Source organism: Ensifer sp. KUDG1 (assembly GCF_050434285.1).
Taxonomy (GTDB): Bacteria; Pseudomonadota; Alphaproteobacteria; order Rhizobiales; family Rhizobiaceae; genus Ensifer.
The window spans coordinates 58,608-75,074 of the sequence record NZ_JBNDIG010000001.1; the positions used below are offsets into that span (position 1 = coordinate 58,608).

General features: G+C 63.1%; 11 protein-coding genes. 4 read left to right on the forward strand and 7 right to left on the reverse strand.

Annotated features, from left to right (window positions below; translation table 11 throughout):
* Positions 1-156: 156 nt before the first annotated feature.
* Positions 157-792, forward strand: a complete 636-nt coding sequence (locus tag M2267_RS00310; RefSeq protein WP_043622694.1) for a DUF1326 domain-containing protein — start codon at positions 157-159, stop codon at positions 790-792.
* A gap of 5 nt (positions 793-797) precedes the next feature.
* Positions 798-1,691 (forward strand): DUF2182 domain-containing protein, encoded by an 894-nt coding sequence (locus tag M2267_RS00315; RefSeq protein ID WP_429111838.1) that lies wholly within the window; start codon positions 798-800, stop codon positions 1,689-1,691.
* 63 nt (positions 1,692-1,754) lie between these two features.
* Here M2267_RS00315 and dnaJ read toward each other — a convergent pair whose 3' ends face one another.
* From dnaJ to M2267_RS00335, 4 genes are all read right to left on the reverse strand, one after another.
* On the reverse strand, positions 1,755-2,888 hold the full coding sequence (gene dnaJ, locus M2267_RS00320) for a molecular chaperone DnaJ (protein WP_043622691.1): 1,134 nt from the start codon (positions 2,886-2,888) through the stop codon (positions 1,755-1,757).
* A gap of 251 nt (positions 2,889-3,139) precedes the next feature.
* Complete coding sequence (gene dnaK / locus M2267_RS00325) at positions 3,140-5,062, reverse strand: molecular chaperone DnaK (RefSeq protein ID WP_043622688.1); 1,923 nt, start codon at positions 5,060-5,062, stop codon at positions 3,140-3,142.
* A 260-nt stretch (positions 5,063-5,322) separates the two neighbouring features.
* Positions 5,323-7,593, reverse strand: a complete 2,271-nt coding sequence (locus M2267_RS00330) for a transglycosylase domain-containing protein (protein WP_429111841.1) — start codon at positions 7,591-7,593, stop codon at positions 5,323-5,325.
* A gap of 234 nt (positions 7,594-7,827) precedes the next feature.
* A complete protein-coding gene (locus tag M2267_RS00335) occupies positions 7,828-8,178 on the reverse strand; it encodes a hypothetical protein (protein ID WP_429111843.1) in 351 nt (116 codons plus the stop codon).
* 559 nt (positions 8,179-8,737) lie between these two features.
* On the opposite strand from M2267_RS00335, the gene M2267_RS00340 reads away from it, so the two are divergent.
* Positions 8,738-9,226: a hypothetical protein gene (locus M2267_RS00340; protein WP_043622680.1), complete on the forward strand. Its 489-nt coding sequence runs from the start codon at positions 8,738-8,740 to the stop codon at positions 9,224-9,226.
* A 19-nt stretch (positions 9,227-9,245) separates the two neighbouring features.
* Here the strand turns inward: M2267_RS00340 and M2267_RS00345 are convergent, their stop codons facing one another.
* From M2267_RS00345 to M2267_RS00355, 3 genes are all read right to left on the reverse strand, one after another.
* The gene (locus M2267_RS00345; RefSeq protein WP_043622677.1) at positions 9,246-10,205 is read right to left on the reverse strand and encodes a lysylphosphatidylglycerol synthase transmembrane domain-containing protein; all 960 of its coding nucleotides are present in this window, start codon (positions 10,203-10,205) and stop codon (positions 9,246-9,248) included.
* A 474-nt stretch (positions 10,206-10,679) separates the two neighbouring features.
* Complete coding sequence (locus M2267_RS00350) at positions 10,680-12,071, reverse strand: M20/M25/M40 family metallo-hydrolase (protein ID WP_429111845.1); 1,392 nt, start codon at positions 12,069-12,071, stop codon at positions 10,680-10,682.
* 232 nt (positions 12,072-12,303) lie between these two features.
* Positions 12,304-12,747: a MarR family winged helix-turn-helix transcriptional regulator gene (locus tag M2267_RS00355; RefSeq protein ID WP_043622674.1), complete on the reverse strand. Its 444-nt coding sequence runs from the start codon at positions 12,745-12,747 to the stop codon at positions 12,304-12,306.
* 511 nt (positions 12,748-13,258) lie between these two features.
* On the opposite strand from M2267_RS00355, the gene polA reads away from it, so the two are divergent.
* Positions 13,259-16,267 (forward strand): DNA polymerase I, encoded by a 3,009-nt coding sequence (polA, locus tag M2267_RS00360; protein ID WP_429111847.1) that lies wholly within the window; start codon positions 13,259-13,261, stop codon positions 16,265-16,267.
* Positions 16,268-16,467 lie beyond the last annotated feature (200 nt).

Sequence of the window (16,467 nt, forward strand, 5' to 3'; positions counted from 1 at the left end):
GTCTGACCGACCCGCGGTGCCGTCGTGTTCCCGTCTCTGACCATTGCCCGCCGTTGGCATCGGCGACGGAGAAGAGTATATTTTTCAACTCTAATAAAAGGCATCCGTTTGCGCGAATACGCGAGACGAACACCGATCAGATCCCAGGAGGAGACGATGACGAGTGTCAGATGGATGATGAAGGGGCGTGAGTTCATTCATTGCAATTGCGCCTATGGCTGCCCCTGCCAGTTCAATGCCCTGCCGACCCAAGGCCATTGCAGCGCCGTTGGCGCCTTCGAGATCGAGGAAGGTTATCACGGCGACACGCGGCTCGATGGGCTTCGCGGCGGCCTGATCGCCGCCTGGCCAGGCGCGATCCATGAGGGCAGGGGGCAGGTGGTGCCGATCGTCGATATCCGCGCATCGGACGAGCAGCGCGGCGCGCTGCTGCGCATCATGAGCGGCGAGGATACGGAGCCCGGAGCGACCTTCTTCCAGGTCTTCGCGACCACCTTCGAGACCATGCATGATCCGGTCTTTGCCGAGATCGATCTCGAGGTCGATATCGGTGCTCGAACGGCGCGGCTGGAGGTGCCGGGCTGGCTTGTCGCGCGCGGTGAGCCGATCCTCAATCCGGTGACCGGCATGGCTCACCAGGCACGCATCAATCTGCCTCACGGTTTCGAATACGATCTTTGCGAGGTCGGACGCGGATGGGCCGATACGAAAGGGCCGCTGACTTTGGCGCTTGCGGATTCGCATGCCCATTTCGCCCGGATGCATTTGACCGAAAGCGGCGTGATCCACTGACGCCGATGGGAGACACGGCGCTCGAAACCCTACTCAGACGTGACCGCGTCGTCGTCGTGGCGGCGTTGGTTACCCTGACGGCGGTCAGTTGGCTCTATGTCCTGTGGCTGGCGTCGGTCATGGACATGGCTGCTCCCCCGGTTCCCTCCGGCAGCATGGATATGGGCTCCGGCATGGACATGGATATGCCCATGGACATGCCCACGGAGATGCCAATGACCATGGGCGCGCAGGAGGGCTCGATGGCATCGATGGCGGGCACGGTTGCCGCTCCCTGGACCGTCACGACCTTCGCCTATGCCTTCGTCATGTGGGCCGTGATGATGGTCGGCATGATGGTGCCGTCGGCGACGCCGATGATCCTGCTCTACGCCGGCGTCGGCCGTCAGGCGGCACAACAGGGCAAGCCCTTCGCCGCCACCGGTTTCTTTGCCGTCGGCTACCTGTCGGCGTGGCTCCTGTTCGCGCTCGTCGCCGTTCTCGGGCAGTGGCTGCTCGATCGCGCCCTGTTGCTCACGCCGGCGCTTGCAAGCGCCAGTGGGCTTCTCAGCGGCATCGTGCTGGTCGCTGTCGGCCTGTTTCAGTTCACGCCGCTCAAGGATCGCTGTCTCAGCCAGTGCCAGGCGCCGCTGCTTTTCATTCAGAACCACGGCGGCTTTCGTCGCGAAGCGGGCGGCGCCTTTGGCCTCGGTGTGCGGCACGGGCTCTATTGCGTCGGCTGCTGCTGGGCGCTGATGGCGCTGCTGTTCGTCGGCGGGGTGATGAACGTGTTGTGGATCGCTGCCATCGCCATCTTCGTTCTGGCGGAGAAGGTGGTGCCCGGCGGCAGGATCCTGTCCCGCATCGCCGGGGTAGCGCTCGTTTTGATCGGGCTTTGGCAGCTCGTGACCCTGCTCTGAAACAGAAGCGCCGCGCAACCGTTTCCGGCGCGCGGCGCTCTATAAAGCGTCGGGCTTGAATCCTTAGTCGCTCAGCGTATCGAAGAAATCCTTCATCCGGGCAAAGAAGCCGGTCGATTCCGGATTGTTGTCCTTGGACGAGATCTGCTCGAATTCCTGCAGCAGTTCGCGCTGGCGCTTGGTCAGCTTCTGCGGCGTTTCGATCTGGATCTGGATGTAGAGGTCGCCCGATTGCGCCGAACGCAGCACCGGCATGCCCTTGCCCTTCAAGCGGAACTGCTTGCCGGCCTGGGTGCCCTCGGGAACGGTGACGCGCGACTTGGTGCCATCGAGCGTGGTCACGTCGAACTTGCCGCCAAGAGCGGCCGTCGTCATCGAAATCGGCACGCTGCAATAGAGATCGGCGCCGTCGCGCTGGTAGAACTCATGCGGCCTGACCGAGAGGAAGATGTAGAGGTCGCCCGCCGGTCCGCCGCGAAGCCCGGCTTCGCCTTCGCCCGAGAGGCGAATGCGGGTGCCGTCCTCGATGCCGGCCGGAATGTTGACCGAGAGCGTACGCTCCTCGGTGACGCGGCCCTGGCCGTGGCACTTGCCGCAGGGATCCGTAATCGTCTGGCCGCGGCCGCCGCAGGTGGGGCAGGTGCGTTCGATCGAGAAGAAGCCTTGAGCGGCGCGCACGCGGCCGGAGCCGTGGCAGGTGCCGCAGGTCTTGGGGCTGGTGCCGGGCTTGGCGCCGGAGCCGGTGCAGACGTCGCAGGTGATCGAGGTCGGAACCCGGATCTGCGCCGTCTTGCCGCCGAAAGCTTCCTCGAGCGAAATCTCCATGTTGTAGCGAAGATCGGCGCCGCGCTCGCGACCGCCCGATGAGCGCCGCTGGCGCCCGCCGCCCATCATCTCGCCGAAGATGTCTTCGAAAATGTCGGAGAAGCCGCCGGCAGCACCACCGCCGCCGAAGCCGCCACCCATGCCGCCCTGCTCGAAGGCTGCGTGACCGTAACGGTCATAGGCCGCGCGCTTCTGCGGGTCCTTGAGCATCTCGTAGGCTTCGTTGATTTCCTTGAAGGTCTTCTCCGCTGCCGCGTCGCCGGGGTTCTTGTCCGGATGATACTTCATCGCGAGCTTGCGGAAGGCGCTCTTCAGCTCCTTTTCGTCGGCGTTCTTGGCAACACCAAGCGTTTCGTAGAGATCACGTTTCATTCGTAGAAGATTATCCTGTTGGCAAGCCAGCGCGATGGCTCGGCGGCTGCCCGTTTACCTTGCCACCGATTTAGTAAACCTTGAAGCGCGATACCATAGCCCGAACGGCGGTAGATACGGTTTTTTGTCGGAAAAGGTACGTTTGCGGCAAGTCATGGTGCCGATCGCCGATATTGCGCGCCGTGACGGACGACACCGACAACAAAAAAGCCCGGGCGAACCCGGGCTTCTTCGTCTGTTTGAAGGGCGACTTAGGCCGAGCGCTTGCGATCGTCTTCGTCGTTGACTTCTTCGTAGTCGGCATCGACGACATCGCCGTCACGGGCAGCGTCGGCGGCGGCATCCGCATGGGCGGCTTCCGTCTGCTGCGCTTCGTAGATCGCCTGGCCGAGCTTCATGGACACTTCCATGAGCGTATTGGTCTTGGCCTTGATGTCTTCGGCGTCCGGCTCGGAGGCTTCGACGGCGGTCTTCAGCGCGGCAATCGCGTCGGAGATCGCGTTGCGGTCGGTTTCCGAAACCTTGTCGCCGTAATCCTTTAGCGACTTCTCGCTGGAGTGGATCAGGCTTTCGGCCTGGTTCTTGGCTTCGACGCCTTCGCGACGCTTCTTGTCGACTTCAGCGTTGGCTTCGGCGTCCTTGACCATCTTTTCGATGTCGGCGTCGGAGAGGCCGCCAGATGCCTGGATGCGGATCTGGTGTTCCTTGCCGGTGCCCTTGTCCTTGGCCGAAACCTGCACGATGCCGTTGGCGTCGATGTCGAAGGTCACTTCGATCTGCGGCATGCCGCGCGGTGCCGGCGGAATGCCGACGAGGTCGAACTGGCCGAGCAGCTTGTTGTCTGCAGCCATTTCACGCTCGCCCTGGGAGACGCGGATCGTCACGGCCGACTGGTTGTCGTCGGCGGTCGAGAAGGTCTGCGACTTCTTGGTCGGGATCGTGGTGTTGCGTTCGATCAGGCGGGTGAAGACGCCACCGAGCGTTTCGATGCCGAGCGACAGCGGGGTGACGTCGAGCAGGAGAACGTCCTTGACGTCGCCCTGCAGAACGCCGGCCTGGATCGCGGCGCCCATGGCGACCACTTCATCCGGGTTCACGCCCTTGTGCGGCTCCTTGCCGAACAGCTGCTTCACGGTTTCCTGAACCTTCGGCATGCGGCTCATGCCGCCGACGAGAACGACTTCGTCGATCTCGGCAGCCGAGACGCCGGCATCCTTGAGGGCTGCCTTGCACGGCGCGACGGTGCGCTGGATCAGGTCGTCGACAAGCGCTTCGAACTTGGCGCGGGTCAGCTTCATCGTCAGGTGCTTCGGACCGGAAGCGTCAGCCGTGATGAACGGCAGGTTGATTTCGGTCTGCTGCGACGATGACAGCTCGATCTTGGCCTTTTCCGCGGCTTCCTTCAGGCGCTGAAGAGCGAGCTTGTCGTTCTTCAGGTCGATGCCCTGTTCCTTCTTGAACTCGCCGGCGAGGTACTGGACCAGACGCATGTCGAAGTCTTCGCCACCGAGGAAGGTGTCGCCGTTGGTCGACTTCACTTCGAAGACGCCGTCGCCGATTTCGAGAACCGAGATATCGAAGGTACCACCACCCAAGTCGTAAACGGCGATCGTCTTGCCGTCCTTCTTGTCGAGGCCGTAGGCGAGCGCTGCCGCGGTCGGCTCGTTGATGATGCGCAGAACTTCGAGACCAGCGATCTTGCCGGCATCCTTGGTTGCCTGGCGCTGAGCGTCGTTGAAGTAGGCCGGAACGGTGATGACGGCCTTCTCGACCTTTTCACCGAGGTAGGATTCGGCCGTTTCCTTCATCTTCTGAAGGATCATGGCGGAGATCTGCGACGGGGAATAATCCGTGCCGTGCGCTTCGACCCAGGCGTCGCCATTGTCGGCCTTGGTAATCTTGTAAGGAACCATGTCCTTGTCTTTTTGCGTGGTCGGATCCTGGAAGGTCCGGCCGATCAGGCGCTTGATCGCAAAAAGCGTGTTTTCCGGATTGGTGACAGCCTGGCGCTTGGCCGGCTGGCCAACGAGACGTTCGCCGTCTTCGCTGAAGGCCACCATCGAGGGGGTCGTGCGCGCACCCTCGGCATTTTCGATCACCTTCGCGTCTTTACCGTCCATGACGGCGACGCAGGAGTTGGTCGTTCCCAGGTCAATACCAATAACTTTAGCCATGTCGTTCTCTCCTTGCAGCGGACTGTCGGAACCCGGTCAGGCATTCGTGAGACAGCCCCTAACGGGATGGTCTTTGGATTTCTTCGCAGCTTAGACTGCGCCGATGCGGCGTATATAAGGACCGGCGTTTCGGACTGCAAGGCATTCTGCGGGGCGTTTGGGGGCAAAAGCAAGCCCGGTATTTATCAGGCCCGAAATGGCTCACGCGCCGGAGCCTGCCCGCGGGCCGGATCCCCTGTAAAATCGCGGTTCAGGCGGGCTCAGCCTCCGGTCAGAATATCGAAAAGCGTGGTGCGGCGCGTGGCCCCGGTCGTCTGGCCGACATCGGCCGGCGGCACCATGCCGCCATTGCCCTGGTCCGCCGTCTGGCCGCCCCACGGGGCGCCGCCCTGGTCGACCGGACGCTGCCCGACTGCGACACCGCCATCAACGCCGACGGGCGCGTCCGGAAAGGCTTCCGGATCGCCGGACATCAGGTCACCCGAAGGCGGCGCGGTGCCGTCGTCGAAGACCGGCTGCACGCCGGTCGTGCCGAACAGCGGCGACGGCGAGAGGCCCTCGTGGGCCGCCATCATGAAATCGTGCCAGGCCTTGGCCGGCAGGCCGCCGCCGGTGACCTTCTTCATCGACTTGCCGTCGTCGTTGCCGAACCAGACGCCGGTCGTGAGATTCGAGGTGTAGCCGACGAACAGCGCGTCGCGGAAGGATTGCGTCGTGCCGGTCTTGCCGGCCGCTTCCCAGCCTTTCAGCTGCGCCTTTTTGCCTGTGCCCTTGGTCAGCACCCGCAGCAGCATCTGGTTCATCTCGCTGACGATCGCCGGATCGAGCACGCGGGGCGGGTTGTCGTAGGTGTTTTCGTAGAGCACGGTTCCATCGGCCTTGGAGATGCGACGGATCACGTGCGGCGTCGCCTTGAAGCCGCCGTTCATGAAGGGGGCATAGGCCGAGGTCAGCTCGACGAGGCTCACCTCCGACGTACCGAGCGCGATCGAGGCGTTTGCCTGCATCTCGGAATCGATGCCGAGGCGGTGCGCGACCTTGACGACGTTCGACGGACCGACCTCCATGACGAGCTGGGCTGCGATCGTGTTCAGCGAATTGGCGAGCGCATCGGCCAGCGTCACCTCGCCGCGGTATTTCTGGTCGTAATTCTCGGGCGTCCAGTTGCCGATCCGGACCGGCCCGTCGTTGCGGATCGACATCGGGGTACGGCCGATCTCCATCGCCGCGGCATAGACGAAGGGCTTGAAGGCCGAGCCCGGCTGGCGTTTGGCCTTGGAAGCGCGGTCGAACTGGCTCTCGGCGTAGTCCTTGCCGCCGACGAGCGCCCGGATGGCGCCGGTGCCGTCGACCGAGACGAGGGCGGCCTGCGAGGCGTCGAGCTTCTTGCCGTCGGCGTCGAGCGTCGCGGCGATCACTTCCTCGGCCTTCTTTTCGAGATTGAGGTCGATGGTCGTGTCGATGACCAGGTCTTCCTTGATCTCGCCGATCATGCCCGGAAGCTGGTCCATCACCATGTCGGCGACATAGTGCTCGGCGCCCGACCAATAGCTCTTGGCCTTGGTCGGGGTCTGCGACATCGCCGTCTTGATTTCGCTGTCGGTGACGTAGCCTTCCTCGCGCATGGCGCCGAGAACGACCTGGGCGCGCTCTTCCGCCGCCTTCGGGTCGCGCGCCGGTGACAGGCGGGACGGTGCTTTCAAAAGGCCGGCGAGCAGGGCCGCCTCGCCGAGGTTCACGTCGCGCGCCGACTTGTTGAAGTAGCGCCGCGAGGCAGCCTCGACGCCATAGGCGTTGGAGCCGAAGAACACCCGGTTGAGATACATCGCCAGGATCTGGTCCTTGGAATATTTCTGCTCGAGCCAGAAGGCGAGCAGCACTTCCTGCACCTTGCGCTCCAGCGTGCGCTCCGGCGACAGGAACAGGTTCTTGGCCAGCTGCTGCGTCAGAGTCGAACCGCCCTGGACCATGCGGCCGGTGGTGAGGTTCGTCAGCATGGCTCGGGCAAGACCGAGCGGATCGATGCCGAAATGCGAATAGAAGCGGCGGTCCTCGATGGCGATGACGGCCTGCGGAATATAGGGCGACATGTTTTCCAGCGACAGCGCTTCGCCGCCGGTGGTGCCGCGATTGGCGATGATGTCGCCGCTGACGGCAAGGATCTTGACGTTCGGCGGGCGCTCTGGGATCGACCAGCTTTCGGCGCTCGGCATGCGCGCGCCGTAGTAGAGCACCAGGCCGCCGACGCCCATGGCGCCCCAGATCCCAAGCACGATGCACCAGTAGAACAGGGTGCGGACAAGGCCGATAAGACCACCGCCCCCGGAGCCGCGACGGCCGCCGCCGCGCTTGCTTGCTGGCTTCTTCTTGCCGCTGCCTCTGCTGCTGCTGCCGGAAGGTTTGCTGCGGGGCGTCTTGCGGCTGGTGGTCACGCGGTCGCTGGCCTCGACGCGAAAATCGTCGTCGTCATCGTCCTCGTTTCCGCCGAACGATGGCTCGATCCGCTGTCCTGACCTGCCGCTTGCTGCCATGCCGTTTGATCTATCCCTCACCGCCCAGCGGTGGCCCTTGGCGCTATCGTTGCGGCCAATCGATTTCGACGGCGGTAACGGCGTCCCACGCCCATCCGCCACGGCGACCGGGTGAACTTTAAATGCGGCAATTTAAGGGGTGGTTAAGAAAGTCGTTGTGAAAAAGCCTGACGGTTCAAAACCTTGACGGTGGGCTCGCATACGCCCTCAAGTCCCGCCTGCACGCGCCGGTTCCTACTGGATGGAGGTCCGCAACGGTGTCGTTTCGACCGATGCCGTGGGGCTCACCGGATAGGGATCGGTGAAATCGTAGAGCCATTGGCTGAAGGGCAGGCGCAGCAGAACCCGCTTGCCCAGATGGTTCACGGCCACCTCCTCGCAGTCCGCAGCCGGGTAGGCCTGACGTCCGCACATGCCGAGCGGGCTGTCGACCAGGCGGAAGCCATGCCCCTGATAGACGAGCGCCGTCATTGACCTCAGCTTCAGGGAGCCGGGCGGCAGCACGACGAGACGCAGGCTGGCAAGCCAGGTCGCGAGTATCAGCACAACGATGAGCGCGGTCGGAATCTGGAGCAGCAATTTCATCTGAGCGCCTGCAATTACTGAGTGAAAATTTATTATCAGCTTACGTATAGTCGTATATCGAAAAAGCTGAATAAAAGGAAACATCCATCAGTGGTTGTGGTTTCCATGAAGTTACCGAGGCTCGGCTGGCCATCGGAGCGCCGCCTTGAGGCTGGGCATCAGGAAAGACGCCTCTCGACCTGCCTTCCCTTCACGATTTTGTGCAGTGCAAAAATGATGTCTTGAAATTGCTGCAACGCATAACTATCATATGACTTATCGAAGCGCTGCACCTCCTCCCGCGGCGCCCGATGCGGATCGGTGGCACTCCTCCTCCCAGCCATCGATCAAGTTCGAGAGCCCCGTGTACCTCCTCCCACACGGGGCTCTTTTCATTTGCGCGTACGGCCGTGGCTTTTTGCTCATCGGCACCCGTCGCCTCCCATATCTCCTGAGGTCATACGGATCGCCGGCGCCGCGCCGGACGATGGCCTATGCCGTTATCGATCTCCTCGCGAATCCTGCTATGGCTTCGCCTCATTGTTGTGTTCGGCTGCCGCCACGACAAAGGAGGACTGCCATGAAGCTTCGATCCACCGTCTTCGCCCTCGGCGCCTTTGCGGCCTTGAACGGCGAGGCTCTGGCGCAAGACAGCGTCGCCTATGTCGATGACCGGTCCGATGGGGCAGCGCTCGTGCGCTCGCTCTACAATGCCGTCAACCGCAAGGAATATGCCCGCGCCTATGGCTATTTCGGCGAATCGAAGCCTGTCGGCGGCTTCAAGGCCTTCACCCGCGGCTATGAGCGCACGGTGTCTGTCGAGATCAAGGTCGGCAAGGTGAAGACGGAGGCCGGGGCGGGCAGCATCTATTCCGCCGTTCCCGTCGCGGTGAAATCGATCGAGAAGCGGGGGCGGGTGCGGTTTTTCGCCGGCTGCTACGTCACCCGCATCATCAATCCGTCGCTGCAGGTGCCGCCGTTCACGCCCTACCAAATCGAAGCGGCGCGCCTGCACGAGGTGAAGGGGCCGCTCGAACAGGCGCTGCCGACGGTCTGCAACGCGCCCTGATAATGGACGCGCGCCTCGCCTAGGGGAGGTCGCTTCCTTTCGGCTGGTGGCGCTCCGCCACGAACCGCGCCCGCTCGAACACCAGGATCACAACCAGTGCCAGGATGAAGGGGATGATCAGGTAGAGCAGCCGGAAGATCGCAAGCGCCGCAAGCACGGCCGCCGGATCCATTTCCGGCAAGGCGGCGATGAAGATCAGTTCCAGCACGCCGAGCCCGCCCGGCGCATGCGAAAGCAGGGCCGCGGAGAACGACGCGAGAAAGATGCCGAGAATGACGATGTAACCCGGATTGCCGGCTTCCGGCAGGGCGAAATAGATGATCCCGGCGGCGCCGATCAGCTCCACCGGCGCGACCACCAGCTGCCGGAATACGATCTTCGGCTTGGGGTAGTGCAGCTGGAACCAGCGGGTGCGGAACGACGGCAGCCCGACGAGGCTGCCGATGACATAGAGCCCGATGACGATGAGGATCAGCACGCCCGTGGTCAGCGACATTTCCACCGGCAGGAATTCGGCAAAACGTTCGATGATGTCGGGACGCATCAGCAGCACGACGGCCGATAGAACCAAGGTGCCGAGCGTGAAGGTGAAGGAGCAGAAGGCGACCAGCACGCCGACCTCGCCCGGGGAAAGCCCCTTGGAGCGATAGGCGCGGTAACGCACGACCGCGCCGGAGAACACCGAGGCGCCGAGATTGTGCGACAGCGCGTAGGTCGTGAACGAGCAGAGCGTGATGAACCAGAGTGAGATGCGGTGGCCGAGGTGGTCGAGTGCTAGCCGGTCGTAGGCCGCCAGCGCCGCATAGGCGAGCAGCGTCGAGCCGATCGCCAGAAGCCAGCTCTTCAGCGAAATCGCATTGAAGCTTGCGAGAAACTCGTCGAACGACAGGCCGCGCAGCTCATGGTAGAGCGCGTTGACCGAAAACAGGATCGCGAGAAGGCCGACGACGGGCCAGAAATAGGTCTGCAGCCGCTTCATGCCGGTGCCGCGATCGGTGCGAGGGCGTGGCAGGGGTGTTTCAAGGACACTTCCATTGCAGCGGCCGGAGGGATTCTCCGAGCGGAGACGATCTGTTTTCTGAGCCGCTTTGTCATAGCATCACGCCCGCAGCGCGACGCTTCGGTCCTTACCCTTGCCAACGATCCGATTTCCCTTTGTGATTTGTTTCACAAAAAAGGAAGCACCTGAGACCCCGGAGGTCAAGGATTGACGGCCCGCCGACAGCGGAGAAACCGCCGGGAAACGGTGAAGGGGAAACGGTAAAGCGCGGGCATGGCGCCGATCGGGCAGCGATGCATGCGCATCGAAGCAGGGTTTGCGCGCAAGGGCTGCATTATCGGCGCCCGCGCAATCAAATCGAAAAAGCCGTGGCGGAGGGCTTCGCCACGGCTTTCGGGGTCAAATATGCGGGGCGGGATGCGCGGAAAATCGCGACCCGTCCCGCACGGATCATCAGGCGGCGAGCGCGTCGAGGATGCGGATCCAGGAGCGGATGCCCTTGTGATAGGACTGCAGCTCGTACTTCTCGTTCGGCGAATGGATGCGGTCGTCGGAGAGCCCGAAGCCGACCAGCAGCGATTCCATGCCGAGCATCTTCTGGAAGTCGCCAACGATCGGGATCGAGCCACCCATGCCGATGATGACGGCCGGCTTCGGCCACTCGTCGGAAAGGGCCACCTTCGCGGTGTTGAGCAGCGGCGATTCGTACGGAAGGTGGATCGCCGGCGAGCCGCCATGGGCGTGGAACTCGACCGAGCAATCGGCCGGAACTTTCGAGCGCACATAGGCGCGGAACGCTTCGCGGATCTTCTCCGGGTTCTGGTTGCCGACGAGGCGGAAGGAAACCTTTGCCGAAGCCTCGGCCGCGATCACCGTCTTGAAGCCTTCGCCGGTATAGCCACCGGTGATGCCGTTGACTTCTGCGGTCGGCCGCGCCCAGGTCAGTTCCAGAACCGAGCGGTTCTTTTCACCCGACGGGATCGACAGGCCGATTTCGCCGAGGAACTTTTCTGCCGTCTGTCCCAGCGTTTCCCATGCAGCCTTGATCTGGGCCGGGGTCTCTTCGACACCGTCGTAGAAGCCCGGCAGCGTCACGCGGCTGTTTTCGTCATGAAGGCCGGCGAGAATGGTGGTGAGGATGCGGATCGGGTTGGCGGCAGCACCACCGAAGTAGCCGGAATGCAGGTCGCGGTCGGCAGCCCGGACGATGACCTCTTCGCCAACGAGGCCGCGCAGGCCAGCGGAGATCGCCGGCGTATCGCGGTCCCACATGCTGGTGTCGCACACCAGCGCATAATCGGCCTTGAGTTCGGCGGCATTGGCTTCGAGGAAGGGCTTCAGCGACGGCGAGCCGGACTCCTCTTCACCTTCGAACAGGATGGTGACGCGGCAGGGCAGGGCGCCATGCACGTCCTTGTAGGCGCGCACCGCTTCGACGAAAGTCAGGAGCTGGCCCTTGTCGTCGGCCGTGCCGCGGCCGGTGATCACCTTGCGGCCGGGCTCGATTTCCTTGATGCCGGGCTCGAACGGGTCGGTGTCCCAAAGGTTCAGCGGATCGACCGGCTGCACGTCGTAATGGCCATAGAACAATACATGCGGCGCATCGGGCTTGGCGCCGTCGTGATGGGCGACGACCATCGGATGGCCGGGGGTGTCGCGGACCGATGCGGTGAAGCCGAGAGCGTTGAGCTCGGCCACCAGCCATTCCGCCGCCTTGCGGCATTCCGCCTTGAAGGCCGGGTCGGTCGAGATCGACTTGATACGAACCAGGTCGAACAGCCGGTCGAGGCTCTTTGGCAGGTTGGCGTCTGCGCGTTCGAGAACGGGGGTGATGTCAGCCATCATGCATATCCTTGCTTCAAGTTTCGCCGGAACCTACTGCATGTGCCGCCAAAGCGAAATCGATTTGAGCGATTTTGGGCAGAGGTCTCAGTTGACGGTGAACGGAGAGCCTGGCGCCTTGGCAAGGGGAGTGCCGGGGCGCCCGGATCGGCGCGTCTGCCCCTGCTTTAGAACGGGCGCACGCCCGCTTTAAGCCAAATTTATTGATGGAACGATCAGGCCGGGCGATGGCGCGTCAGGCGCGACTGTCGCCGCGTGCCACGCTGGCGAGCGCCATGCGCATATATTCGAGCATCAGTTCGCGCTCGAAATTCCTGAGGCCGGCAAGCAGCGACTGGTCGGCGGCAAGCGCTGCCTCCTTGGCGGCCGCCTCCATCTCCTTTGCTTTTTCGGTCAGGTAGATCTGCTGCGAGCGCTTGTCCTGAGGATGCTTGCGGCGCAGGATGAGCCCGTCACGCTCCATGCGAGCGAGCGTGTTGGCCATCGTCGCCTGTTCGATGTCGAGCCGATCGAGCAACTGTTTCTGCGTCAGGCCCTCTTCGGCCCAAAGCTCGAGCAGGATGGGAAACTGACCTGGCGCGAAACCAAGCTTCTGGCCGCGCTCGTGAAGCGCGCGCGAAAAGCTCTTCGCCAGCAGGCTGGCCAGGTAGGTCGCAGATTCCATACGATTGAAGGCCATGCCTATCGGTACGCCCGAACCGCCATGAAGACAAGTTACAATGCAGGCGATGGACCTTGAGACTGTCGGGGTTCACCGGGATTTGAGCGGAGGTGATCGGACGGCAGAAACAAAAAACCGTCACGGTGCGGAGGCGGCGCCGTGACGGTCTTTTGAAAACGGGACAAAGGCCCGGAGAGGGGGATAAGGCCTTTGTCCTCATCTGGTGCGGGCGGGGGACAGGCCAATCACCAGAAGACGGCATCACTCGGTGCCGTTGAGTAAGATTTGAGGATTCAAATGTGGCTTTTCAAGGATACCAGGGCTGAATCGGACATTACAAATACGTAACGTTTGCGTGAAGCTAAATGGCCGCTTGCGAAGCCTTCGGGCGCTCGATCCCAGGGCGAAATCGGCCCCCGTTTCCGCAATCCGCGGTGGCGATCCCGGCTACCGCGACCGGTGGAGAATGTAGTGTCTGGCGGGAAAACCGCAATGGACCTTTGGCTTGCCCCGCGCTATCCATTTGCCCATGAAAAACGGTGATCATCTCTTCCTCGTCGACGGCTCCGGATTCATCTTCCGGGCGTTCCACGCCATCCCGCCGCTCAACCGCAAATCCGATGGCCTTCCGGTCAACGCGGTATCGGGTTTCTGCAACATGTTGTGGAAGCTGCTCACCGATGCGCGCGACACGTCGGTCGGCGTTACACCGACCCATTTCGCGGTTATCTTCGACTATTCGTCGAAGACCTTCCGCAACGCGCTCTACGATCAGTACAAGGCAAACCGCACGGCGCCGCCGGAAGATCTGATCCCGCAGTTCGGCCTGATCCGTCACGCGACCCGCGCCTTCAACCTGCCTTGCATCGAGAAGGAAGGTTATGAGGCCGACGACCTGATCGCCACCTACGCCCGGCTTGCAGAAGCCGCCGGCGCCGACGTCACCATCGTCTCGTCCGACAAGGATCTGATGCAGCTCGTGACCTCGAACGTGTCGATGTACGACAGCATGAAGGACAAGCAGATCTCGATCCCGGAAGTGATCGAGAAATGGGGCGTGCCGCCGGAAAAGATGATCGACCTGCAGGCGATGACCGGTGATTCCACCGACAACGTCCCCGGCATTCCCGGCATCGGCCCGAAGACGGCCGCACAGCTGCTCGAGGAGTATGGCGATCTCGAAACGCTGCTGGCCCGCGCCGGCGAGATCAAGCAGGTCAAGCGTCGCGAAAACATCATCGCCAATGCCGATCTTGCCCGCCTGTCGCGACAGCTCGTCGAACTCAAGACCGACACGCCGCTCGACGTTCCGCTGGAAGAGCTGAGCCTGGAGCCGCAGAACGGTCCGAAGCTGATCGCCTTCCTGAAGGCGATGGAATTCACCACGCTGACGCGTCGTGTCGCCGCTGCGACCGGCACGGACGCCGATGCCGTCGAAGCAGCCGCAGTGCCGGTGGAATGGGGCGCCGATGCGCGCGGCCCTGATCTCGACAAGGGCGATGGAGCGGCGAAGGTGAGCGAAGGCTCTTCCACCGCGGCTGTCGCCCGTGGCGAGGCCGCGGAAGCGGCCGCCGTCCTGTCGCGTGGCGCCGAAGCGAATGGCGCAGACGCGACGCCAGAGGCGCTCGCTGCCGCGCGCGCTGAGATATTCGCCAAGGCGCCGATGGATCGGAGCGCCTATGTGACGATCCGCGACATCGCCACCCTCGACCGGTGGATATCGGATGCGCGCGAAGCCGGTGTCGTCGGCTTCGACACGGAAACGACCTCGCTCGATGCCATGCAGGCCGACCTCGTCGGCTTCTCGCTGGCGATCGCCGACCACAAGGCCGATCCGACCGGCGCTTCGATCCGGGCGGCCTATGTGCCGCTGATCCACAAGACGGGCGTCGGCGACCTGCTCGGCGGCGGGCTCGCCGAAAACCAGATCCCGGTCGCCGAAGCCTTGAGCCGGCTGAAGCGCCTGCTGGAGGACCCCTCCGTCCTCAAGGTCGCGCAGAACCTGAAATACGACTATCTCGTGATGAAGCGGCACGGCGTCACCGTCGAAAGCTTCGACGACACGATGCTGATGTCCTACGTCGTCGATGCCGGCAACGGCACCCATGGCATGGACTCGCTGTCCGAGCGCTGGCTGAACCACAAGCCGATCGCCTACAAGGACATCACCGGAACCGGCAAGTCGACGGTGACCTTCGACTTCGTCGACATCGACCGGGCGACCGCCTACGCGGCTGAGGATGCGGACGTCACGCTGCGGCTCTGGCATATCCTGAAGGCCCGATTGGCCGCCAAGGGGCTGACGCGCGTCTATGAGCGTCTGGAGCGGCCCCTGGTTGACGTTCTGGCACGCATGGAAGACCGCGGCATCACCGTCGACCGACAGATCCTGTCGCGGCTTTCAGGCGAGCTCGCCCAGGGTGCGGCCGGTCTCGAGGACGAGATCTACAAGCTTGCCGGCGAAACCTTCACCATCGGCTCGCCGAAGCAGCTCGGCGATATCCTCTTCGGCAAGATGGGCTTTGCCGGCGGCTCTAAGACCAAGACCGGGCAATGGTCGACCTCGGCGCAGGTTCTGGAAGACCTCGCAGCCGAAGGGCACGAACTGCCGCGCAAGATCGTCGACTGGCGACAGCTGACCAAGCTCAAGTCCACCTACACCGATGCGCTTCCGGGCTTCGTCCATCCGCAGACGAAGCGCGTGCACACGTCCTACGCGCTCGCTGCCACGACCACCGGCCGCCTGTCGTCGTCCGACCCGAACCTGCAGAACATTCCGGTGCGCACCGCCGAAGGCCGCAAGATCCGCACCGCCTTCATCGCGACGCCGGGCCACAAGCTGCTCTCGGCCGACTACAGCCAGATCGAACTGCGCGTGCTTGCCCATGTTGCCGACATTCCGCAGCTGCGTCAGGCCTTCGCCGACGGCGTCGACATTCATGCGATGACCGCATCGGAAATGTTCGGCGTGCCGGTCGAGGGCATGCCGAGCGAAATCCGCCGGCGCGCCAAGGCGATCAACTTCGGCATCATCTACGGCATCTCTGCCTTCGGTCTTGCCAACCAGCTGTCGATCGAACGCTCGGAAGCCAGTGACTACATCAAGCGCTATTTCGAGCGCTTCCCGGGCATTCGCGACTACATGGAAGGCACCAAGGTGTTTGCCCGCGAGCACGGCTACGTCGAGACGATCTTCGGCCGTCGCGCGCATTATCCCGACATCCGCTCGTCGATCCCCTCGCATCGCGCCTTCAACGAGCGCGCAGCGATCAACGCGCCGATCCAGGGTTCGGCCGCCGACATCATCCGCCGTGCCATGGTCAAGATGGAACCGGCGCTTGCGGAGGCGAAGCTGTCGGCCCGCATGCTGCTGCAGGTGCACGACGAACTGATCTTCGAAGTCGAGGACGCCGAGGTCGAAAAGACCATTCCGGTCGTCGTCTCGGTGATGGAGAACGCCGCCATGCCGGCGCTCGACATGAAGGTGCCGCTGAAGGTCGACGCGCGCGCGGCGACCAACTGGGACGAGGCACACTGATCCAGCCGTGCACACCGGGTTTTCTGATGGAATCCTCTCAGAAAACCCCAAAAGCCGGATGCGACGAATCTTGCAGCGCCCGGGGGCATTTCATGCTCCCGGGCGCCTTTCCATCAGGATGATAGAAAGCGTAAGCCGCCGCAGCCGGAACGATTGCCGGCGCGTTCAACTCCTCATAGGCAGCCCTAAGGAAGGGGCTG